This window comes from Streptomyces sp. NPDC049813, from assembly GCF_044465085.1.
Taxonomy (GTDB): domain Bacteria; phylum Actinomycetota; class Actinomycetes; order Streptomycetales; family Streptomycetaceae; genus Streptomyces.
Map to the genome: position 1 here is coordinate 1 of NZ_JBITLI010000002.1, position 21,387 is coordinate 21,387.

Annotated in this window: 16 protein-coding genes and 1 tRNA gene; 14 read left to right on the forward strand and 3 right to left on the reverse strand. The window is 70.6% G+C overall.

Annotated elements, in window-relative coordinates:
• Nucleotides 1–583 precede the first annotated feature (583 nt).
• Nucleotides 584–2,176 carry a purple acid phosphatase family protein gene (locus tag ACIBW6_RS04075; RefSeq protein WP_399056427.1) on the reverse strand — a complete coding sequence of 531 codons (1,593 nt, stop codon included), beginning with the start codon at nucleotides 2,174–2,176 and terminating at the stop codon, nucleotides 584–586.
• Nucleotides 2,177–2,372: 196 nt separating this feature from the next.
• Between ACIBW6_RS04075 and ACIBW6_RS04080 the strand changes: the two genes are divergently transcribed.
• Together ACIBW6_RS04080 and glmS are read left to right on the forward strand one after the other, a co-directional pair.
• The gene (locus tag ACIBW6_RS04080) at nucleotides 2,373–2,630 is read left to right on the forward strand and encodes a hypothetical protein (protein ID WP_399056429.1); all 258 of its coding nucleotides are present in this window, start codon (nucleotides 2,373–2,375) and stop codon (nucleotides 2,628–2,630) included.
• 53 nt (nucleotides 2,631–2,683) lie between these two features.
• Nucleotides 2,684–4,501: a glutamine--fructose-6-phosphate transaminase (isomerizing) gene (gene glmS, locus ACIBW6_RS04085; protein ID WP_399056431.1), complete on the forward strand. Its 1,818-nt coding sequence runs from the start codon at nucleotides 2,684–2,686 to the stop codon at nucleotides 4,499–4,501.
• 309 nt (nucleotides 4,502–4,810) lie between these two features.
• Here glmS and ACIBW6_RS04090 read toward each other — a convergent pair whose 3' ends face one another.
• Nucleotides 4,811–5,335 (reverse strand): universal stress protein, encoded by a 525-nt coding sequence (locus tag ACIBW6_RS04090; RefSeq protein WP_399056434.1) that lies wholly within the window; start codon nucleotides 5,333–5,335, stop codon nucleotides 4,811–4,813.
• Between the two features lie 1,159 nt (nucleotides 5,336–6,494).
• On the opposite strand from ACIBW6_RS04090, the gene ACIBW6_RS04095 reads away from it, so the two are divergent.
• The 6 genes from ACIBW6_RS04095 to ACIBW6_RS04120 all read left to right on the forward strand — a co-directional run bounded on the left by ACIBW6_RS04095 (nucleotide 6,495) and on the right by ACIBW6_RS04120 (nucleotide 11,211).
• Nucleotides 6,495–7,766 (forward strand): helix-turn-helix domain-containing protein, encoded by a 1,272-nt coding sequence (locus ACIBW6_RS04095; RefSeq protein WP_399056436.1) that lies wholly within the window; start codon nucleotides 6,495–6,497, stop codon nucleotides 7,764–7,766.
• An 83-nt stretch (nucleotides 7,767–7,849) separates the two neighbouring features.
• Nucleotides 7,850–8,452: an oligoribonuclease gene (gene orn, locus ACIBW6_RS04100; protein WP_399056438.1), complete on the forward strand. Its 603-nt coding sequence runs from the start codon at nucleotides 7,850–7,852 to the stop codon at nucleotides 8,450–8,452.
• 122 nt (nucleotides 8,453–8,574) lie between these two features.
• Nucleotides 8,575–8,647, forward strand: a tRNA-His gene (locus ACIBW6_RS04105).
• Nucleotides 8,648–8,950: 303 nt separating this feature from the next.
• The gene (locus ACIBW6_RS04110; RefSeq protein WP_399057640.1) at nucleotides 8,951–9,691 is read left to right on the forward strand and encodes a DUF6879 family protein; all 741 of its coding nucleotides are present in this window, start codon (nucleotides 8,951–8,953) and stop codon (nucleotides 9,689–9,691) included.
• The gene (locus tag ACIBW6_RS04115) at nucleotides 9,688–10,527 is read left to right on the forward strand and encodes a helix-turn-helix domain-containing protein (RefSeq protein ID WP_399056440.1); all 840 of its coding nucleotides are present in this window, start codon (nucleotides 9,688–9,690) and stop codon (nucleotides 10,525–10,527) included. The genes ACIBW6_RS04110 and ACIBW6_RS04115 overlap by 4 nt, the downstream gene beginning before the upstream one ends.
• 474 nt (nucleotides 10,528–11,001) lie before the next feature.
• Entirely contained in the window at nucleotides 11,002–11,211 is a 210-nt protein-coding gene (locus tag ACIBW6_RS04120) for a hypothetical protein (RefSeq protein WP_399056442.1), read from the forward strand.
• A 330-nt stretch (nucleotides 11,212–11,541) separates the two neighbouring features.
• Here the strand turns inward: ACIBW6_RS04120 and ACIBW6_RS04125 are convergent, their stop codons facing one another.
• The gene (locus ACIBW6_RS04125; RefSeq protein ID WP_399056445.1) at nucleotides 11,542–12,597 is read right to left on the reverse strand and encodes a LacI family DNA-binding transcriptional regulator; all 1,056 of its coding nucleotides are present in this window, start codon (nucleotides 12,595–12,597) and stop codon (nucleotides 11,542–11,544) included.
• Between the two features lie 254 nt (nucleotides 12,598–12,851).
• Here ACIBW6_RS04125 and ACIBW6_RS04130 point away from each other — a divergent pair, with 254 nt between their 5' ends.
• The 6 genes from ACIBW6_RS04130 (at nucleotide 12,852) to aspT (ACIBW6_RS04155) (ending at nucleotide 21,373) form a co-directional block, all read left to right on the forward strand.
• A complete protein-coding gene (locus ACIBW6_RS04130) occupies nucleotides 12,852–14,174 on the forward strand; it encodes an ABC transporter substrate-binding protein (RefSeq protein WP_399056447.1) in 1,323 nt (440 codons plus the stop codon).
• Nucleotides 14,171–15,223: a carbohydrate ABC transporter permease gene (locus ACIBW6_RS04135; protein WP_399056449.1), complete on the forward strand. Its 1,053-nt coding sequence runs from the start codon at nucleotides 14,171–14,173 to the stop codon at nucleotides 15,221–15,223. The genes ACIBW6_RS04130 and ACIBW6_RS04135 overlap by 4 nt, the downstream gene beginning before the upstream one ends.
• Entirely contained in the window at nucleotides 15,220–16,131 is a 912-nt protein-coding gene (locus ACIBW6_RS04140; protein ID WP_399056451.1) for a carbohydrate ABC transporter permease, read from the forward strand. Before ACIBW6_RS04135 ends, ACIBW6_RS04140 begins: the two co-directional genes overlap by 4 nt.
• Before the next feature lie 273 nt (nucleotides 16,132–16,404).
• Nucleotides 16,405–17,871, forward strand: coding sequence for a GH1 family beta-glucosidase (locus ACIBW6_RS04145; protein ID WP_399056454.1), 1,467 nt, complete (start codon nucleotides 16,405–16,407; stop codon nucleotides 17,869–17,871).
• A 106-nt stretch (nucleotides 17,872–17,977) separates the two neighbouring features.
• Nucleotides 17,978–19,654, forward strand: a complete 1,677-nt coding sequence (aspT, locus tag ACIBW6_RS04150; protein WP_399056456.1) for an aspartate-alanine antiporter — start codon at nucleotides 17,978–17,980, stop codon at nucleotides 19,652–19,654.
• Between the two features lie 15 nt (nucleotides 19,655–19,669).
• Nucleotides 19,670–21,373: an aspartate-alanine antiporter gene (aspT, locus tag ACIBW6_RS04155; protein ID WP_399056458.1), complete on the forward strand. Its 1,704-nt coding sequence runs from the start codon at nucleotides 19,670–19,672 to the stop codon at nucleotides 21,371–21,373.
• Nucleotides 21,374–21,387: the final 14 nt, after the last annotated feature.

Below are 21,387 nucleotides of genomic sequence, written 5' to 3' on the forward strand. Positions count from 1 at the left end.
GGAGCCCCGTGTCGTTCGCCGTCCTCGCGCCGGTGGGGGCTGAGCGCGCAGTTCCCCGCGCCCCTGGCTGGGCTGGCCTCTCCCAGGGGCCGAAAGTGCAGCCCCTCCGGCGCTTGAGGAGCGGGGTCCGGGGCGGAGCCCCGTGTCGTTCGCCGTCCTCGCGCCGGTGGGGGCTGAGCGCGCAGTTCCCCGCGCCCCTGGCTGGGCTGGCCTCTCCCAGGGGCCGAAAATGCAGCCCCTCCGGCGCTTGAGGAGCGGGGTCCGGGGCGGAGCCCCGTGTCGTTCGCCGTCCTCGCGCCGGTGGGGGCCGAGCGCGCAGTTCCCCGCGCCCCTGAGTGGGCTGGCCTCTCCCAGGGGCCGAAAGTGCAGCCCCTCCGGCGCTTGAGGAGCGGGGTCCGGGGCGGAGCCCCGTGTCGTTCGCCGTCCTCGGCCCGGTGGGGGCCGAGCGCGCAGTTCCCCGCGCCCCTGAGTGGGCTGGCCTCTCCCGGGGCGGGGTCCGGGGCGGAGCCCCGTGGGCCGCGCCCAGGCGGGGCTGGACGACCTCGGCGACCGAGACCCCGGCCCCGACCCCAGCGGCCAGCGTCTAGCGCACCTTGCGGGCCACCACGAAGCGGTCGACCTCCTCACCCGTCTCCGCGATGCCCCGCACCGTCAGCCTGGCGGTCCGGCCGACCGGCGCGGGCTCCACGTCGACCCGCAGGAACGAGTAGTCGGTGTACCGCACCCGGGACCAGTCCACGGTCACCGCCTTCTTGCTGCCGTCGGCCTGCGTCACGTACGACGCGAACGGGTCGACCTCCTTCTCGTGCCCCTGGTACGTGTCGGCGACCGGGAACGCGTACAGGCTCTTGCCGGCCGCGCCCGCCGTCACGTAGACGACCCCGTCGGTCTCCGGGTACGCGGTGCCGCCGATCGGCAGCTCCTTGGTGACCTTCTCGCCCTTGAGCACGTCGGAGCGCTCGTACACGTGGTTGTGGCCGTTGATGACGAGGTCCACGGTGTACTTCTCGAACAGCGGCACCCATTCCTTGCGCACGCCCCCCTCCGAGGCGTGCGCGGTGGCGGTGCAGTAGGCGCAGTGGTGGAAGAAGACGACGACGAAGTCGATGCCGGAGCCGTGCGCCCGGAACTTCTTCAGCTGCGCCTCGAACCACTTGGTCTGCGTGCCGCCGGAGAGGCCGAGGTTGGCCGGGATCTCCCAGGACACGTCGTTGGCGTCGAGCGAGATGACCGCCGTGTTGCCGTGCACGAAGGAGTAGACGCTCGGCAGGTTCCTCGGGTCCGGGCCGTTGCGCGGCGGCACGAAACGGGCCTCCTGGCCGCCGTAGCCGTGCGGCGCGTACCAGGCCTCCATGTCGTGGTTGCCGTAACTGACCATCCACGGCACGGTCTTGGCGACCGACTCGGTCTGGGCGAGGAACTGGTCCCAGGTCCGCGCGTCGAACGTGTCCGTGGTCTGCCCCGAGCCCGAGGGGTCCGCGTAGGCGATGTCACCGGCGTGCAGGTGGAACGAGGGGCCCTGGGCGAGGATCAGGCTGTCGTTGGCGAGGGCGTGGTAGCTGACGCCCTGGTCGCCGAAGGCGGTGAAGGTGAAGCGCTCCGCGCGCGAGGGCGCGGTGGTGAAGGTGCCGACGGTCCCGGCGAACTTCGGGGACGCGGGGTCGAAGCCCTGGTGCCCGACGCCGTAGTAGTACGTCTTGCCGGGCTTGAGGTGGGTCAGCTCGGCGTGCACGTAGTACTGGGTGTGGTCGGCGCTCGTACCGACGCCGGCCGGCGTGTACAGCGCGCGGACCTCGGCCGGGTTCTTCCGCGACAGGTCACCGGCGTGCGCGCCGATGCGGATGTACGGGTTCTTGACGGCGACCGGCACCTGCCAGGACACCGTCATCTGGGTGCGCGGGTCGCTCCCGTAGGAGAGGTGGCGGCCGAAGGGGGCGACGAGCGCGCCGTCGACGTGCTCGTGCGACGTCGTGGTGGCCGCGGAGGCCGCCGACGCGGCCGGGGTCGCGGCGTGCGCGGCACCCGGCACGAAGACGCCGCCGGCGACCGCGCCGAGGGTGACGGCGCCGCCGCGCATCATCGTGCGGCGGGAGAACCTGCTGCGCAGGTATTCGTGCTGCTCGGCCAGGCTCCGGTCGGCCAGCTCGTCGGGTACGCCCATGCGTGGAATGTCCATGGCCTGAAAGTTGCTGGGGGCACCCATCCCACCCGGGTACGCCGGATGAACGCGGCCGGAACAACCGGCATAACACCTTCCAAGCCCTGCCCATATTCCGGCCAAGCCTCCCGCGATTCGGCCGCTCGTGCCGGTTCCTGCCCGATATCGGGCAGATTTCTTGCGAAAGACCCGCCGGTCCCCCAGGATCGACCGGGTGCACGAGGAACTGGTCGACCATCTGACCCGCAGCACGTCCCTGGGCAGGGGCGAGGCGCTGCGGGTCGTCCAGGACGTGCTCGCCTACTTCGACGAGTCGGCCCAGGACTTCGTCCGCCGGCGCCACCGGGAGCTGCAGAGCGCCGGCCTTGTGAACGCGGCGATCTTCGAACAGATCACCGCGGAGCTGCGGTACCGGGCGGTGGCGCCGCCCGAGCTCTCGCAGCGGCAGCTGCGCCGCATCGTCTACGGCTGACCGGCGCGCCCGGCACGGAACAGATCCACCACCAGAGGGGACCCTTCTTACCTATGTGCGGAATCGTCGGTTACATCGGCAGGCGTGACGTGGCGCCGCTCCTCCTGGAGGGGCTCCAGCGCCTGGAGTACCGCGGCTACGACTCCGCGGGCATCGTGATCACCAGCCCCAAGGCGGCCGGCCTGAAGATGGTCAAGGCCAAGGGCCGGGTCCGCGACCTGGAGGCGAAGGTCCCGGCGCGCTTCAAGGGCACCACCGGCATCGCCCACACCCGCTGGGCCACCCACGGCGCCCCCTCCGACGAGAACGCGCACCCGCACATGTCGGGCGACGACAAGGTCGCCGTCGTCCACAACGGCATCATCGACAACGCCGCCGAGCTGCGCGCCAAGCTGGTCGCCGAGGGCGTCACCTTCCTCTCCGAGACCGACACCGAGGTCCTCACCCACCTCGTCGCCCGTTCGCGGGCGACGGATCTGGAGGACAAGGTCCGCGACGCGCTGCGCCTGGTCGAGGGCACGTACGGCATCGCGGTCGTGCACGCGGACTTCCCCGACCGCATCGTGGTGGCCCGCAACGGCTCGCCGGTCGTCCTCGGCATCGGCGACAAGGAGATGTTCGTCGCCTCGGACATCGCCGCCCTCGTCTCGCACACCCGCCAGGTCGTCACGCTCGACGACGGCGAGATGGCCACCCTCAAGGCCGACGACTTCCGCACGTACACGACCGAGGGCACCCGCACCACCGCGTCCCCGACCACGGTCGAGTACGAGGCCGCCTCCTACGACATGGGCGGCCACGACACGTACATGCACAAGGAGATCTTCGAGCAGGCCGACGCCGTGGACCGCGTGCTGCGCGGCCGCATCGACGACCGCTTCTCCACCGTGCACCTGGGCGGCCTGAACCTGGACGCCCGCGAGGCGCGCACCGTGCGCCGCGTGAAGATCCTCGGCTGCGGCACCTCGTACCACGCGGGCCTGATCGGCGCGCAGATGATCGAGGAGCTGGCCCGCATCCCCGCGGACGCCGAGCCCGCCTCCGAGTTCCGCTACCGCAACGCGGTCGTCGACCCCGACACCCTCTACATCGCCGTCTCCCAGTCCGGTGAGACCTACGACGTGCTCGCCGCCGTCCAGGAGCTGAAGCGGAAGGGCGCGCGGGTCTTCGGCGTGGTGAACGTGGTCGGCTCGGCCATCGCCCGCGAGTCCGACGCCGGCGTCTACGTGCACGCGGGCCCCGAGGTCTGCGTCGTCTCCACCAAGTGCTTCACCAACACCACGGTCGCCTTCGCGCTGCTCGCCCTGCACCTGGGCCGCATCCGCGACCTGTCCGTCGCCGACGGCAAGCGGATCATCGAGGGGCTGCGCAAGCTGCCCGCGCAGATCACCGCGATCCTGGAGCAGGAGGCGGAGATCAAGAAGATCGCCGAGGAGTACGCGGACGCCCGCTCGATGATGTTCATCGGCCGCGTCCGGGGCTACCCGGTGGCCCGCGAGGCGTCCCTGAAGCTCAAGGAGGTCTCGTACATCCACGCCGAGGCCTACCCGGCCTCCGAGCTGAAGCACGGCCCGCTCGCCCTGATCGAGCCCGCGCTCCCCACGGTCGCGATCGTCCCCGACGACGACCTGCTCGAGAAGAACCGCGCCGCGCTGGAAGAGATCAAGGCGCGTTCCGGCCGGATCCTGGCGGTGGCGCACCAGGAGCAGGAGAAGGCCGACCGCACCATCGTCGTGCCGAAGAACGAGGACGAGCTCGACCCGATCCTCCTGGGCATCCCGCTCCAACTGCTCGCCTACCACACGGCGTTGGCCCTCGGCCGCGACATCGACAAGCCGCGCAACCTCGCGAAGTCCGTGACGGTGGAGTGACTCACCGCGTGACTCGCGGCGTGGCTCGTGGAGTGGCTCGCGGCGTGACTCCCTGACGGACGGAGGCCGGACGAACGGGCCCGCCGCGCGCCACCCTGCGCGGAGGACCCGTCCCCGCGGGGCCGGGGTCGCCCATTACCCCGGCCCGGGCGTCCGGTGACCGGTACGTACCCGGCGCGGGGGCCCGCGGCACCTCTACGCGCGGGTAGGTTCGGCGGTTCGGTGACGGGCGATGGTCGGGCCGACTCGGGTGGCCCGTACAAGAGTTGACGCAGGTCGCACCGGCCGCGTCCGCCTCGTGGGGTGCCGTCAGGGAATGACGATGACGGGCCGCTGTGCCCGCCGGGCGAGCCGCCCCGCGACCGAGCCGAAGATCCGCCCGACGAGCCCGTGCGTCGACCCGACGACGATGGCGTCCGCGGAGTACTCCCGCCCGACCTCCTCCAGCTCGTGGCAGATGTCGCCGCCGCGCTCGACGAGGATCCAGGGCACCTCGGCGAGGTACTCCGCACAGGCCAGTTCGAGACCGAGCACCTCGGTGCGGTGGTCCGGTACGTCGACGAAGACGGGCGGCTCGCAGCCGGCCCACACCGTGGTCGGCAGCCGGTTGGCCACATGCACGATGATCAGGCCGGAGCCCGAGCGGTGGGCCATGCCGATCGCGTAGGCCAGCGCGCGCTCGCTCGACGTCGAGCCGTCGAAGCCGACGACGACACCGTGCCGGAAAGCGGGATCACAGGCGTGACGTGTCTCTTCCGCCGCTCGGGGGGTCACCGTGGGGTCGGCGACCTGCCGCTTGCGGTCCGCGGGTTCAGGAATCTCGTGACCGGCCATGAGTGTCTCGGCGTGTACCTCGTGGGCCTCTGGGTGAGGGGACGACAACGGACTCGGCGGAGCGGTGTCCGGGAATCATCTTCCCCACCTGATACCCCCAAGGGTACGGCGACACTCCTCCTCCGCCCAGTCGCGGGCCTGGCGACAGGCCTGCTCCCGGCCTGCTGGTGGGTCACGCTCCGCAGCGTTCAGGGGAGCATGCACGAGGCCCCGCCCGTATGGCAATGGTTGCTGCCCCGTACAGGCGTTTTGCGCACTCTTGTGGCGGCTGTCCGGGCCTGGCCGAGTGACCGGGGCGGGTGCCGTGCGTTGAACTCCCGAACCGATGGAACAGGGAGCACCCCGTGCCCGGACCGACCCCTGCGCACCACGCCGCCGACCACGCCACCCCGGTACGCCGCGCCGTTCCGGCGCCCGCGCCGGCGCCCGAACCGCACGCCGGCGCGCCGACAGGACCCGCCGCGCCCCCCGTCCCGGCGGCGGACGGGGTGGGGGACGTCGTCCGCTGGGCGGCCTTCAGTTGCGTCCTGGTACCGGTCGTCCTCGTCTGGTACGGCACCTCGGCGGCCGGCGCCGCGGGCTGCGCGCTGGGGCTCGCCGCCGTCACCGCGGCCTGCCGGTTGCTGCTGCGCCGTTCGGAACGTGGCGCAGCACAGTTGCACAGTGAACAGTGTTGCCCCCATCGTGGGCGTCACGGACGGGGCGGTCCGGGGGCGCGCGCGGGGGGTCGCCGAGTGGACCGGAGTGCGCCGGTGGAATGACCGCGCGCGGGTCGCGCTCCGTATATTTTCAGCCAACTTCACTGCGGGGCACCACCCTTGCCCCGGCGCCCCTCCAACCCCCGTTCCAGCAGGGCGGAAAGGGCCATGGAGGGCTGTTGCGCCATACGGGGACCGGCCACTGGGTCGAGGCGTACTTCCCAGCGACGCCCACGAGTGCGACGCTTCGTGATCGACTGCTTCACGCCACGTTGCCATGTCGACAATGTGCCAGGTCTTTAACTGGTCACGACGGCACCACGGGACACAGTAGATTCGATCATGACTGTCTGATCTGTAGGCGGCGGGGGACTTCGTGCAGGACCGAGGGGAAACGTGCAGGAGCGAACAGCCCGTCAAAGTATTGAGGGAGCCGCGATCACCGAGGGGGGCTTAGCAGGATGAGCCACGACTCCACCACCGCGCCGGAGGCGGCGGCTCGCAAGCTGGCGGGGCGCCGCCGACGAGAGATCGTCGCGGTGCTGCTGTTCAGCGGCGGACCCATCTTCGAGAGTTCCATTCCGCTCTCCGTGTTCGGGATCGACCGCCAGGACGCGGGAGTTCCCCGGTACCGGTTGCTCGTGTGCGCCGGCGAAGAGGGGCCGCTGCGGACCACCGGCGGCCTCGAACTCACCGCGCCGCACGGCCTGGAGGCGATCTCGCGGGCGGGCACGGTCGTCGTGCCGGCCTGGCGGTCGATCACCTCGCCGCCGCCGGAGGAGGCGCTGGACGCGATCCGGCGCGCCCACGAGGAGGGCGCGCGCATCGTCGGCCTGTGCACCGGCGCGTTCGTGCTCGCCGCGGCCGGCCTGCTCGACGGCCGGCCCGCCACCACGCACTGGATGTACGCCCCGACGCTCGCCAAGCGCTATCCGTCGGTCCACGTGGACCCGCGCGAGCTCTTCGTGGACGACGGGGACGTCCTGACGAGCGCCGGCACCGCGGCCGGTATCGACCTGTGCCTGCACATCGTGCGCACGGACCACGGCAACGAGGCGGCCGGGGCGCTCGCCCGCCGCCTGGTGGTCCCGCCGCGCCGCAGCGGCGGCCAGGAGCGCTACCTCGACCGGTCGCTGCCCGAGGAGATCGGCGCCGACCCGCTGGCCGAGGTCGTCGCCTGGGCCCTGGAGCATTTACACGAGCAGTTCGACGTGGAGACGCTGGCCGCCCGCGCCTACATGAGCCGCCGCACCTTCGACCGCCGCTTCCGGTCGCTGACGGGGTCCGCCCCGCTGCAGTGGCTGATCACGCAGCGGGTGCTGCAGGCCCAGCGGCTCCTGGAGACCTCCGACTACTCGGTCGACGAGGTCGCCGGGCGCTGCGGCTTCCGCTCGCCGGTCGCGCTGCGCGGACACTTCCGGCGCCAGCTGGGCTCGTCCCCGGCCGCGTACCGGGCGGCGTACCGTGCGCGCCGGCCGCAGGCGGGCGACTCCGGGGCCGCCGTCAAGGCGGACCGGTCCCTGGACCTCGCCGCGGTGCCGGGTCCCGAGACCGCGGGGCCCGGGCCGGTGCCCGCGCAGTCCCGGCGGACCGCGGCCGCCGCGCACACGCTGGGCGCGCCCGCGGCCTCGATGCAGACGGGCCCGGCGGGGCACGCGGAGGGCGTCAAGCAGGCCGCCGAGGTGTTCGCACAGGGCCGCGCGAGCCTGCCCGGGCCGCGCTCGGCTCCGTAGGAAGCCGCGGGACGCGTAGGGCGGCAAGGAAGCTGACGACCGTCGTCTGCCAGCGGGAAGGTCCGACCCGTAGGGTTGGTCGCATGAACGATCGCATGGTGTGGATCGACTGCGAGATGACCGGACTCTCGCTGGCGAACGACGCGCTCATCGAGGTGGCCGCACTGGTCACCGATTCGGAGCTGAACGTACTCGGCGACGGTGTGGACATCGTGATCCGCCCGCCGGACGAGGCCCTGGAGACGATGCCCGAGGTGGTGCGGAACATGCACACCGCCTCGGGGCTCCTCGACGAACTGGCGGGCGGTACGACGCTCGCCGACGCCGAGGCGCAGGTCCTCTCCTATGTACGTGAGCACGTCAAGGATGCGGGCAAGGCCCCGCTCTGCGGGAACTCGGTCGGCACCGACCGCGGCTTCCTGCTGCGTGACATGGCGACGCTGGAGGAGTACCTCCACTACCGGATCGTCGATGTGTCCTCGGTCAAGGAACTGGCCCGGCGCTGGTACCCGAGGGCGTACTTCAACAGTCCGGAGAAGAACGGCAACCACCGGGCGCTCGCCGACATCCGCGAGTCCATCGCCGAGCTGCGCTACTACCGCGAGGCGATCTTCGTCCCGCAGCCCGGACCCGACTCCGACACGGCGAAGACGATCGCCGCGAAGCACGTCCTGCCTGCGCAGTAGCCCCTCTGGGGCCCGTCCCCCGTCCATCCGTACGGGGTCCCGAAAAGGGGTGCGCGAGCACCCCTTCGGACCCTGTACACTTTTTCTCGGCCGGTCGGAAGAGCGACAGAAGACCGGACATGGTGGGTGTAGCTCAGTTGGTAGAGCACCTGGTTGTGGTCCAGGTGGCCGCGGGTTCAAGTCCCGTCACTCACCCTGAATGATCAAGGCCCGACCTGCGAAAGCGGGTCGGGCCTTTGTCGTGGCCGAGGCCGTGGCCAGGCGGTGCCCCAAGATCGACGCAGAGCGCGACGGGCGGACGCCTGCGAGGCGGGCGGCTGTGCGGCGTGGGGCCCGGTCAGGCCGCACAGCCGCCGCACGGCTGCGGCGCCATTGGCATGCCTGGTTGCGAGCAATCGTGCCTGCCGCGAGGGGATTTGCAATTCCGCGCAATGAGCGCACGGCGGCTCGTCAATGTGGGACATGCTGATCGTCCAACACTCGCTGACGGAGGACGACATGACGCTGCGGTTCCTCGGCACCACCAGCGACGACGGCGACTGCCCCACCCTGTATGAGATTTCCGAGACGGACGAGATCCTCGTCCAGGGGGACGTCGAGACCGACCCCGCCCACCTGGTCCAACTGCGCGACGTGAAACCGTCCGAGTCGTTCGTCCGCGTCCCTCGCTCGCTCCTCACCCAGTATGCGCCGCGAACCGCAGCTCCGGAGCTGGTGCCCTTCAAAGAGGTCAGCCACCTGTTCCGCGGCTTCCGGCACACTGCCTGGCGCCTGGAGACCCGCGGCGGTTACGCCTCCGACCGCAACAGCACGAGGTGGGCGCGTTGGCTCGCAGGTGAGGACATCGCCGCCGACCCGGACAACGCCTGGCGTGAGAATGTCCGCGCTCAGGTCGCCGCAGGCAAGCGGTTCGAGCGGGTACGGATCGTCGACGAGCCCGCGACGCAGGGGCAGGAGTTCCTCCTCGCCGGCGGGCTCGGAAACGTGGCAGCAGGTGAGGACATCCGGAACCTCACCCGGGCCCGGGCCCGGGAACTGCGGTTGCCAGACTTCGACTTCTGGCTGTTCGACTCCAGGACCCTGGTCCGCTTCGCGTTCGATGAGAAGGACACCACCCTCGGTGTGTACGTCACCGAGGACCCCACCGACGTCCTGGCCGCCTGCCAGGCCCGCGACACGGCCTGGCACCACGCGGTGCCTACCAGCGAGTTTCAGCGCGGGGTACGTTCCAGTGCGTGAGTGACTTCCAAGAAGCCCGGCAGATCCTCGGCGCGCGCCTGTCCGAGCTGCGCGCCGAGGCGAGCCTGGAAGGAAAGGCCATCGCGGCCAAGCTCGGCTGGCAACCGTCGAAGGTGAGCCGCCTCCAGAACGGCAAGCAGACCGCGACCGCGTCCGACATCACCGTGTGGGCCGCGGCCGTGGGCCGCCCCGATGTCGAGCCGGAACTCCAAGGGCTGCGGGCGGGCGTCGAGCTGAAGCACCGCACGTGGCGCCGGCAGCTGGCAGGCGGCCACGCCGAGCGCCAAAAACTGGCGATCCGCGAGACCGAGGCGACGCGGCTGATCCGCGCGTTCGAGGTGGCCCGCATCCCGGGCCTGTTGCAGACCCCTGCGTACGCCCGCGCCATCTTCGAGTCGAACGCTGCGTTCCGCGAGATTCCGGCTACGACGGAGAAGGCCGTCGCCACCCGGATGCGCAGGCAGGAGGCCCTGTACGAACCCGGCAAGTCGTTCCGGTTCCTGTTGTGCGAGGCGGCGCTCTACCACCGGTCGTGCGCGAATGACGTGATGGCCGCGCAGCTCGACCGGTTGTACGGGGTGGTAGGCATGCCGCAGGTGGAACTGGCCGTCATCCCTTTCGGCGCGGAGCTGCGGCGGACCCCGGCGCACTCCTTCTGGATCTATGACCGGCGGCAGGTCATCGTCGAGACGATCACCGAGGAGCTGTGGCTCAGCGCGGACGACGATCTCCGTTTGTACGAGCGGGCATGGGACTGGCTCGTCGAGTCAGCTGAGCAAGGGCCGATTGCCCGGCACTTGATCGGCCGGGCCCGCGCTTCGCTCGACCTTTCCTGAGCAACCCGAGCAACTGGCCCATTCGGATTCGCAATCTTGCGCAATCGATCAACAATTGCCGGGCCTGGCGTCGTACGGTCCCGGTCATGGCCCCACCGACACCGCATCCCCGGGAACCCGCCCATTTCGCCGCGGCGTCGGTCCCTCCGGCCGCCCCCTCGGAGGCCTTCTGATGACCAGCCCCAAAGCCGCCGGCCTGGACGTGCAACCCGTTCTCGTGCCGCCGAGCATCGATTTGACCGAGGCCGAGTTGTGCGGCCGGGACTGCACGTGGTGCGGTCTGTCCCTCATGGGGCGGGCCAGCGTGAACCTCGGCGAACGGGACGACGAGGCAGGACGAAGGATCTTCCCGCGGGCGTGCCCGCAGTGCGCGGTGCTCACTGTCTACAACCAGCTGATAAACCATGTCGCCAGCTGCTCAGGGTGTGTGGAAGGTGGCCAATACTGCCCTGGCTCCGCTGAGATGCGGCGCGCGTGGGCCGATGGGCGAAGACTCTGACCGCCGAGTTCGTACCCATGCGGCACGTCTGCTACATCCGCGAGCCGCAGAGCCTGCTGCGCTGCACCCGGCGCCCGGACCACAACGACGACCACAAGAACTTCTACGCAGGCGTGACGAACTCGTCCGGCATCCGGCCGGGCGTCAGCTGGCCGCGACGCAAGGGCGAGTCGCAGGCCGACTGAACAAGCTCCCGCCGCTTGCTCATCACGCATCCTCCGCGGCGGGTCCGGGTGGCCGCTCGGGGCCTGCACCCCGGGCGGCCGCCGCACGCCTCCCACACCCCCACCATTGCCGGGTACGGGCGAACGGACGGCGGCGCGTCGGAAAGGGGCGCCGCCACCCACTCGTACGAGATCGCGAAGCGGGAACCGCGCGCGTCGACGTGCCGGCCGCGGCGTGGCCGCGCTCGCTGCGGTCGCCCGCCCCTTAGGAGCGGAGGCCCCAACGCCGGGCGGCGACCAACAGCGTCACCCCGCCGAACTCTCACGCCCCGGGGTACCCCAAAGCCCCCCTCAAGAAGACGCCCGCACCACCAGCTCCGTCGGCAGCACCACATGCCGCTCCGCCCCCCGCCGCGCGGAGGACCGCTTGCCGTCCGCCGCCAGCGCGATCTCGTCGAGGAGGAGCTGCGTCATCGCCCGGCCCATGTCCCGCGTCGGCTGGCGCACGCTGGTCAGGCCCGGCTCCATGTGGCGGGCGATCACCGAGTCGTCGAAGCCGACCAGGGCGACGTCGTCCGGGATGCGGCGGCCGGCCTCGCGCAGCACCTGGCGGGCGCCGGACGCCATCAGGTCGGAGCAGGCGAAGACCGCGTCGAGCCCGGGGCTGCGCTCCAGCAGCTCGGCCATGCAGCGCCGGCCCCCCTCCTCGGTGAAGTCTCCGTACGCCACCAGCTTCTCGTCGTACGCCATGCCGTCCGCGGCCAGCTGGCTCTCGTACCCGGCGAGGCGGCGCTGCGCCCCGTACACGTCGAGCGGGCCGGTGATGACCGCCACGGAGCGGCGCCCGCGCGACGTCAGGTGCCCGACGGCGGAGCGGGCGCCCGCGAAGTTGTCGGTGTCGACCGAGGGCAGCGGCTCGTCGGCCGAGCGCGGGCCGCTGATCACCGTCGGGATGTCCATCTGGAGCAGCCGGTCCGCGAGCGGGTCGTCGGCGTGCACGGAGACCAGCAGCACGCCGTCGACGCGGTGCGCGGCGAGGTACGCGGCCAGCCGGTCCTGCTCGCGCTCGCCGCGGGCGAAGGTCAGCAGCAGCTGGAGGTTGGACTCGGCCAGGGCGACGCCGACGCCGCCGACCATGCCGGAGAAGTACGGCTCGGAGAAGAACCGCGACTCGGCCTCCGGAACAACCACCGCGATGGAGTCCGTGCGATTGGCCGCGAGGGCGCGGGCCGCCGTGTTCGGCACGTAGCCGAGTTCGGCGACCGCCTCCTCGACCGCGGCCCGGGTGCGGTCGCTGACCCGCGGTGATCCGTTGATGACGCGCGAGACCGTACCCCGGCCCACGCCTGCCCGGGCCGCGACCTCCTCGAGGGTGGGACGCCTGCCGTGAGTGCCGCGAGCCGCCATGACTCCTACCTCCCTCAGTCCTCCGCGGAATCTAACAGCCCGATAACCGCGGCAAGTTGTCGCTGCCGAGTCTCTTGACACCCCCGGGCCGAGCGACGACCCTTCAACACATCACACATGGGAGCGCTCCCACCCTAGTGGACGCATACAGAAGCCGCACGTTTCCCGCCCGAGCCGCAAGAGAACGAACGGGCCCCGCAAGGCCGTTGGCCGGGATCGGCACGTCAGAGCAACAGAGCACTTGGAGGACGCAAATGCGCACTGCCCGTACGTCCCGACGCGCGATGACCTTCGCGGTCGTCGCCGCCATGGCCACAGGGCTGCTTGCCGGATGCGCGAGCGACGACGGCGGTTCCGACGATGCCTCGGGCGGGGGTGCCGGCGGCAAGGGCGGCACCACGCTGACGGTCGGCACCTTCGGCACCTTCGGTTACAAGCAGGCCGGCCTCTACGACGAGTACATGAAGCTGCACCCGGACATCACGATCAAGGAGAACGTCACCACCCGTACCGACGTGTACTGGCCCAAGACGCTCACCCGCCTGCAGGCCGGTTCCGGTACCGACGACGTCCAGGCCATCGAGATCGGCAACATCACCGAGGCCGTGCAGACCCAGGCCGACAAGTTCATCGACATCGGCAAGGAAGTCGACAAGTCCAAGTGGCTGGACTTCAAGAACGCCCAGGCCACCACCAAGGACGGCAAGACGATCGCCCTCGGTACGGACATCGGCCCGATGGCCCTGTGCTACCGCAAGGACCTCTTCGAGAAGGCCGGTCTGCCCACCGACCGCGATGAGCTGGCCAAGCTGTGGAAGGGCGACTGGAGCAAGTACGTCGACCTCGGCAAGCAGTACATGAAGAAGGCGCCCAGCGGCACCAAGTTCGTGGACTCCGCGGCCTCCGTCTACAACTCGGCGATCAGCAGCGAGACCACGCAGTACTACGACAAGGACGGCAACGTCGTCTGGGACAAGTCCGAGGGCGTCAAGCGGGCCTGGAACGACGCCATGCAGGCGGCGACCTCCAACATGTCGGCGAAGCTGAAGCAGTTCGACAAGCCGTGGGACCAGGGGTACGCGAACGGCACCTTCGCCACCGTGGCCTGCCCGCCGTGGATGATCGGCTACATCCAGGAGAAGTCCGGTGAGGCCGGCAAGGGCAAGTGGGACGTGGCGCCCGCGCCCGTCGCCGGCAACTGGGGCGGCTCGTTCATCGGTGTGCCGAAGGCGAGCAAGCACCAGAAGGAGGCCATCGCGCTGGCCAAGTGGCTGACCGACCCGGAGCAGCAGGACAAGGTCTTCGCCAAGCAGGCCAGCTTCCCCTCGCGCAGTGACGCCTACGGCGACCTGAAGATGTCGCCCGAGACCACGGCCTACTTCTCGAACGCGCCGATGACGCAGATCTTCACCGACGCCGCCAAGACGATCCCGACGGCGTACCACGGTGCCAAGGACCAGCCGATCCTCACCGCGATCACCGACACCGGCATCCTCCAGGTCGAGCAGAAGGGCAAGTCCCCGGCCCAGGGCTGGGACGCGGCCACCAAGGAAGTCAAGGACGTGCTCGGCCAGTGACCAGCTCCGAACAGGCTCTCGCGCACTCCGCGTCGAGCGCCGACGCCGTGCCCGGCTCCGCGAAGGAGCCGGGCACGGCCCGGGGCGCTCAAGGCCGCGGTACGCCGCGGGGTACTTCCTCCCCGGGCTCCCCGGGCTCCTCCTGGCGCAGCCGGCTGTACCGCTGGGACATGAAGGCGTCCCCGTACGCGTTCATCTCCCCCTTCTTCATCATCTTCGGCGCCTTCTCGCTGGTGCCGCTGCTCTACACCGCCTGGTACTCGCTGCACAACGTGCAGCTGTCGTCCCTGGACCACCAGACCTGGGCGGGCCTGGACAACTACACCAACCTCTTCACGTCGGACTTCTTCTGGAACGCCCTGCAGAACACGTTCAGCATCGGCGTCCTGTCGACCGTGCCGCAGCTGGTCGTGGCGATCTGGCTCGCGCACATGCTCAACTACCGGCTGCGCGGCTCCACCGTGTGGCGCGTGATCATGCTGACTCCCTACGCGACCTCGGTGGCGGCGGCGACGCTCGTCTTCGTGCTGCTGTTCTCGCCCGAGAACGGGATGATCAACTGGGCGCTCGACCTGATCGGCATCGACCCGGTCAACTGGCGCGAGTCCGACTGGGGTTCGCAGTTCGCGGTCTCCTCCATCGTCATCTGGCGGTGGACCGGGTACAACGCGCTGATCTACCTCGCCGCCATGCAGGCCATCCCGGCGGACCTCTACGAGTCGGCGGCGCTGGACGGCGCGAACCGCTGGAACCAGTTCCGGCACGTGACCATCCCCATGCTGCGGCCGACCATCCTGTTCACCGTGGTCGTCTCCACGATCGGTGCGACGCAACTCTTCGGTGAGCCCCTGCTGTTCGGCGGGGTCAGCGGCACCAAGGGCGGGTCCGAGCACCAGTACCAGACGCTCGGCCTGTACATGTACGACCAGGGCTGGATCGTCGGCAACCTCGGCAAGGCGTCCGCGATCGCCTGGTCGATGTTCCTGATCCTGTTGGTCATCGCCGCGATCAACCTGCTGGTCACCCGACGGCTGAGGAAGACCCAATGACCACCATCAGTGATGTGACGCCCCCGGCCCAGGCGGTGCAGGGCCCCGACGCCGGGCCGGTCCGGCGCCGGCGGATCATGGGCGCGGGCAAGCAGCTGCACGCGGGGCCCGTCACCTACGTCGTCCTGGTCCTGTTCGCCGTGGTCTCGCTCGCGCCACTGCTGTGGACGACGATCGCGGCCTCGCGCACCAACGCGCGGCTCGCGCAGACGCCGCCGCCCTTCTGGTTCGGCGGCAACCTGTTCAAGAACCTGGAGACGGCCTGGAACCAGGCCGGCATGGGCACCGCGATGTGGAACACCATCCTCGTGGCGTCCTGCATCACGGTCGGCACCGTGCTCTTCTCGACGCTGGCCGGGTTCGCCTTCGCCAAACTGAAGTTCCGGTTCTCCAGCGTGCTGCTGATGGCGACCATCGGCACGATGATGGTGCCGCCGCAGCTCGCCGTCGTCCCGCTGTACCTGTGGATGTCGGACCTGGGCTGGGCCAACCAGCTGCAGACCGTCATCCTGCCGACCCTGGTCAGCGCCTTCGGCACGTTCTTCATGCGGCAGTACCTGGTGCAGGCGCTGCCGACCGAGCTGATCGAGGCGGCTCGGGTGGACGGCGCGAGCAGTTTGCGGGTGGTCTGGCACGTCGTCTTCCCGGCGGCGCGGCCCGCCATGGCCGTGCTCGGGCTGCTGACGTTCGTCATGGCCTGGAACGACTTCCTGTGGCCGATCATCGCCCTGAACCAGGAGAACCCGACGGTCCAGGTCGCCCTCAACGCCCTGGGCACCGGCTACATCCCCGACGACTCGGTCATCATGGCCGGTGCGCTGCTCGGGACGCTGCCGCTGCTCATCGCGTTCCTGCTGTTCGGCAAGCAGATCGTCGGCGGCATCATGCAGGGTGCCGTCAAGGGGTGACCCGGCTCCCCCTGGGGGCGGTGCGCGGAATCCCGTCGGGGGTTCTCCGGCCTCCTCGCCGCCGCGCCCCCGGTGGGGCTTCTCGCGCAGTTCCCCGCGCCCCTTTAGCGTGCGGCTTCGCCGCCGCCCCAAGAGGGCGCACGCAGTGCGCCTCGTAGGGGCGCGGGGAACTGCGCGAGCAACCACGACGAGAGCCGCACTCGGCGGACCGCCCGCCCCGACACGTGGGCCGGCCCCTGATTCCACTTCCCCCCAACCCATGGGAGCGCTCCTATGACCACCACTGACCACACCGGCACCGCGGCCACCACCGCCCCCACCCTCGCCCCGCCGGAGGCGACCCGGTTCCCCGAAGGGTTCCTCTGGGGCTCGGCCACCGCCGCGTACCAGATCGAGGGCGCCGTGCGGGAGGACGGGCGGACGCCCTCCATCTGGGACACCTTCAGCCACACCCCGGGCAAGGTGGCGGGCGGGGACACCGGCGACGTCGCCGTCGACCACTACCACCGGTGGCGCGACGACGTGCGCCTCATGGCTGACCTCGGCCTGACCGCCTACCGCTTCTCCGTGGCGTGGCCGCGCGTGCAGCCGACCGGCCGGGGCCCCGCCGTGCAGCGCGGGCTCGACTTCTACCGGGGGCTCGTCGACGAACTCCTTGCGCACGGGATCAAGCCCATGGTGACCCTCTACCACTGGGACCTGCCGCAGGAGCTGGAGAGCGCGGGCGGCTGGCCCGAGCGCGACACCGCCTACCGGTTCGCCGAGTACGCCGGGATCGTCGGCGAGGCGCTCGGCGACCGTGTCGAGAGCTGGGTGACGCTCAACGAGCCCTGGTGCAGCGCCTTCCTCGGTTACGGGTCGGGGGTGCACGCGCCGGGGCGCACCGACCCCGCCGCCGCGCTGCGCGCCGCGCACCACCTCAACCTCGGCCACGGGCTCGCCACGACGGCGCTGCGCGCTGCGCTCCCGGCGCGGGCGAAGATCGGCATCAGCCTCAACCCGAGCGTGGTGCGCGCCCTCACCGACGCCCCGGCCGACCTGGACGCCAAGCGCCGCATCGACGCGCTCGCCAACCGGGTCTTCACCGGCCCCCTGCTCCGGGGCGCCTATCCCGAGGACCTGATCGCCGACACCGCGCGCGTGACGGACTGGTCCTTCGTGCAGGCCGGCGACACCGAAGCCATTCACCAGCCGCTCGACTTCCTCGGCATGAACTACTACACCCCCGCTGTCGTCTCCGGTCCGCGCGGTGACACCGACGGGCCCCGCCTCGACGGCCACGGCGCCAGCGACCACTCCCCCTGGCCCGCCGCCGACGACGTGGTCTTCCACCACGCGCCCGGCGAGGTCACCGCGATGAACTGGCCGGTGGACCCGACCGGACTCACCGACCTACTCCTTGACTACACCGCTCAGGCCCCCGGGGTTCCGCTCTACGTGACGGAGAACGGCGCCGCCTACGAGGACACCGTCGACGCCGAGGGCCGCGTCCACGACCCGGACCGCGTCCGCTACCTGCACGCGCACCTGGCCGCCGTCCACCAGGCGATCGCCCAGGGCGCCGACGTGCGCGGCTACTTCCTCTGGTCGCTGCTGGACAACTTCGAGTGGGCGTACGGGTACGGCAAGCGGTTCGGCGCCGTCTACGTCGACTACGAGACGCAGACCCGCATCCCGAAGTCGAGCGCCGCCTGGTACTCCCGGGTCGCGCGCGCCGGGGGGCTGCCCGCCGACGCGTAGCCGCCCGGGTCCGGTACGCCGCGTGGCGGCGAACCGTACCGGACCTTAATTTACCGACATGACCCTTATCGCCCGTATCGCTCGTACTGAACTCCGCTGAGCCGCCATGGGCGTGCTCAAGGACCACCCGGAACTCGTCCTCTTCGTGAGCCTCGCGCTCGGCTACCTGCTCGGGAAGCTGCGCGTGGGGCCACTGACGCTGGGCGGCATCTGCGGAACACTGATCGTCTCGCTGCTCCTCGGTGCCTGGACCAAGGCGGCGGTCTCCGACGACGTGAAGACGGTGTTCTTCGCGCTGTTCATCTTCGCGCTCGGCTACATGGCGGGGCCGCAGTTCTTCCGCAACCTCAACAAGAAGAGCCTGCGCTTCTTCGTGCTGTGCGCCATCGAGCTGGCCGCCGTCCTCGGCATCGCGTTCGGCCTCGCCAAGTGGTTCGACCTCGACGTCGGCACGGCCTCCGGCATCCTGGCGGGCGCGGCCACCGAGTCCGCCGTCGTCGGCACCGCCACCGAGTCCATCGGCAAGCTCTCCGGGCTCACCGCCCAGCAGATCAACGAGTACCAGGGCAATGTCGCCACCGCGTACACCGTCTGCTATCTCTTCGGCCTGATCACCATCGTGCTCTACACCAGCCAGATCATGCCGATGCTGATGCGCGTCAACCTGCGCGACGCGGCGCGCGAGCTGTGGGAGCGCACGCGCAGCAGCGGCAGCCTGGAGTCGGACGAGCGGCCCGCGCTGCCCGGCATGGTCGGCCGCACCTTCCTGGTGACGACGGCCGACGGGCGCACCGTCGGCGACCTGGAGTCGCGCCTCGGTGAGCGGGTCACCATCGAGACCGTCAAACGCGGCAGCAAGGTGCTCACCCCCGCCCCTGACCTGGAGCTCACCCTCTCCGACCTGGTCCTCGTGGTGGGCCGGCGGGCGCAGACCATCGAGGCGGGGCGGCTCATCGGCCCCGAGACCGCGGGCGTGCCCGGCCTCGACTCGCCGCTCGCCACCAGCCAGGTGTCGATCACCCGCAAGGCCGACGACGGCAAGACGATCGACCGCATCCAGCGGGAGAACCCCGAGTTCCTCAAGGACGGCGTCTACGTCACGGACGTCACCCGCGCCGACACGGACCTGCCCGCCAACGGGGACACGGTCGTGCACCGCGGCGACGTCCTCACCCTGGTGGGCGCCCGCTCGGGCCTTGCCAAACTGGTCGCCAAGCTCGGCTCGGTCGTCAAGAACGACACCACCGACTTCATCTACCTCGGGCTCGGCATCGCCGCCGGTTCGCTGCTCGGACAGGTCGTGGTGAAGTTCGGCGACGTCCCGATGTCGCTGGGCACCGGCGGCGGCTGCCTGATCTCGGGGCTCCTGTTCGGCTGGTTCCGCTCGCGCAGCCAGACGTTCGGGGCGTTCCCGCCGCAGGCCGCGTCCACCATCAAGGACATGGGGCTCGCGGTCTTCATCGCCTGCACCGGTCTGGTGTCGGGCCCGCAGGCCTGGCCGCTGATCAAGCAGTACGGGGCGCTGCTGCCGTTCGCCGGGATCGCGATGGTGCTGATCCCCGCGACGATCTCGCTGGTGGTGGGCCGCAAGCTGCTGAAGATCGAGCCGCCGCTGCTGATCGGGGCCATCGCGGGCCAGCAGTGCTCGACCCCCGCGATCACCGCCGTCACCCAGGTGGCGCAGTCCTCGGTGCCGATGCTCGGCTACACCATCACCTACGCCCTCTCGAACTTCCTGCTCCCGCTGACCGGCCCGGTGCTCGTCGGCATCCTCGGTTCCTGAACAGGCGGGCCGCACGTGATCGACTTCCTCAACCGCAACATCTTCCAGCCCCACCCCGAGCTGCTGGTCTTCCTCACCGTGGCGCTGGGCTTCCTCTTCGGCAAGCTGCGCTACCGGGCCATCGCGCTGGGCGCCGTCACCGGCTGCCTGGTCGCGGGGCTGCTGCTCGGCGCCCAGTTCAAGGTCACCGTCGACGGGACCGTGAAGAACCTGTTCTTCACGATGTTCCTGTTCGCCCTCGGATACAAGGTGGGCCCGCAGTTCTTCCGCGGCCTCAAGAAGGACGGCCTGCCGCAGGTGGTCAACGCGGTCGTCGTCTGCGTCACGGGGCTCCTGGTCTGCTGGGGCTTCGCGGCGCTGCTCGGCTACGGGCCCGGCCTGAGCGCCGGTCTGCTGGGCGGGGCCCTCACCCAGTCCGCGGTGATCGGCGTCGCCCAGGACGCCATCGGGAACCTGCCGGGGCTGTCCGGCGGGGCCGCCAAGGACGAGCAGAACCTCGTCGCCATCGGCTACGCGGTGACGTACCCCCTCGGCACGATCCTGTGCGCGATGCTCCTGGCGAACGTCCTGCCGCGGCTCTACCGCAAGGACCTCGCCGCCGAGTCCGCGGCGCTGGCCAAGGAGCTGGACGCCCCCGAGGACGACCCCGACCTGCACGAGGGCTACTACGAGGTGGTGCTGCGCGCCTACACCATCCAGCGCCCGGACATCGTCGGCCGCACCATCGACGACTTCGAGCAGCAACAGCAGCAGCTGGGCCACCGCATCTACCTCACCCGGGTCCGCCGCGACGGGCAGATCCTCGACCACGACCAGCAGACCGTGCTGCGCGCGGGCGACGTGGTGGCGCTGAGCGCCCTGCGCGGTTCGCTCGTCGACTTCGACGCCCGCACCCACATCGGCGCCGAGACCGACGACGTGGAACTGCTCGGCTACCAGACGGAGACGCTGCACGTGGTGGCCGCGGAGAAGGCACAACTCGGCCGCACGATCGCCGAACTGCGCAAGGAGCCGTTCATGGTGGGCGTCTACGTCGACAGGCTCTACCGCTCCGGCGCCGAGTTCCCCTACCGCCTCTCCACCACGGTCGAGCGCGGGGACACCCTCGTCCTGACCGGCCCCAAGCGGCTGGTGGACCCCGCGGGGCGGGAGCTCGGCAAGCCCGTGCCGACGTCGTTCGCGACCGACATGATCTGGGTGGGCCTGGGGATCTTCCTCGGCGGCTGCATCGGCATCCCCGCGCTGACCGCGGGCGGCGTGCCGATCTCGCTCTCCACCTCGGGCGGCGCGCTCATCATGGGCCTGGTCTTCGGCTGGATCCGCGGCAAGTACCCGACGTTCGGCAACGTGCCGCCCGGCGCCCAGTGGTTCATGGACACCCTCGGCCTGTGCCTGTTCGTCGCGGTCGTCGGCATCAACGCGGGGCCCAGCTTCACCTCCGGCCTGTCGACGGCCGGCTGGGGGCTGCTGGTCTTCGGGGCGGTGGCCACGGTCGTCCCGCTGATCGTCGGCTTCCTGGTCGGCCACCACATCCAGAAGATCCGCTTCCCGATCCTGATGGGCGTCCTGGCGGGCGGCCAGACCACGACGGCCGCGATCGGCGCGATCAACGAGTCGTCCCGGTCCCAGGTGCCGACGCTCGGCTACACGATCCCGTACGCCGTCGGGAACGTGCTGCTGACCATCTGGGGCGCCGTGATCGTCCTCCTCCACCACTGAGCACCGCAAGGAAG

Bases quoted from the DNA above. Each gene is read 5' to 3' on its own strand.
- ACIBW6_RS04130 (WP_399056447.1), top strand. From the start codon at position 12,852: ATGCGCACTGCCCGTACGTCCCGACGCGCGATGACCTTCGCGGTCGTC.
- ACIBW6_RS04075 (WP_399056427.1), bottom strand. From the start codon at position 2,176: ATGGACATTCCACGCATGGGCGTACCCGACGAGCTGGCCGACCGGAGC.
- ACIBW6_RS04110 (WP_399057640.1), top strand. From the start codon at position 8,951: ATGACGCTGCGGTTCCTCGGCACCACCAGCGACGACGGCGACTGCCCC.
- aspT (WP_399056456.1), top strand. From the start codon at position 17,978: ATGGGCGTGCTCAAGGACCACCCGGAACTCGTCCTCTTCGTGAGCCTC.
- ACIBW6_RS04125 (WP_399056445.1), bottom strand. From the start codon at position 12,597: ATGGCGGCTCGCGGCACTCACGGCAGGCGTCCCACCCTCGAGGAGGTC.
- glmS (WP_399056431.1), top strand. From the start codon at position 2,684: ATGTGCGGAATCGTCGGTTACATCGGCAGGCGTGACGTGGCGCCGCTC.
- ACIBW6_RS04140 (WP_399056451.1), top strand. From the start codon at position 15,220: ATGACCACCATCAGTGATGTGACGCCCCCGGCCCAGGCGGTGCAGGGC.
- ACIBW6_RS04095 (WP_399056436.1), top strand. From the start codon at position 6,495: ATGAGCCACGACTCCACCACCGCGCCGGAGGCGGCGGCTCGCAAGCTG.
- ACIBW6_RS04145 (WP_399056454.1), top strand. From the start codon at position 16,405: ATGACCACCACTGACCACACCGGCACCGCGGCCACCACCGCCCCCACC.
- orn (WP_399056438.1), top strand. From the start codon at position 7,850: ATGAACGATCGCATGGTGTGGATCGACTGCGAGATGACCGGACTCTCG.
- ACIBW6_RS04090 (WP_399056434.1), bottom strand. From the start codon at position 5,335: ATGGCCGGTCACGAGATTCCTGAACCCGCGGACCGCAAGCGGCAGGTC.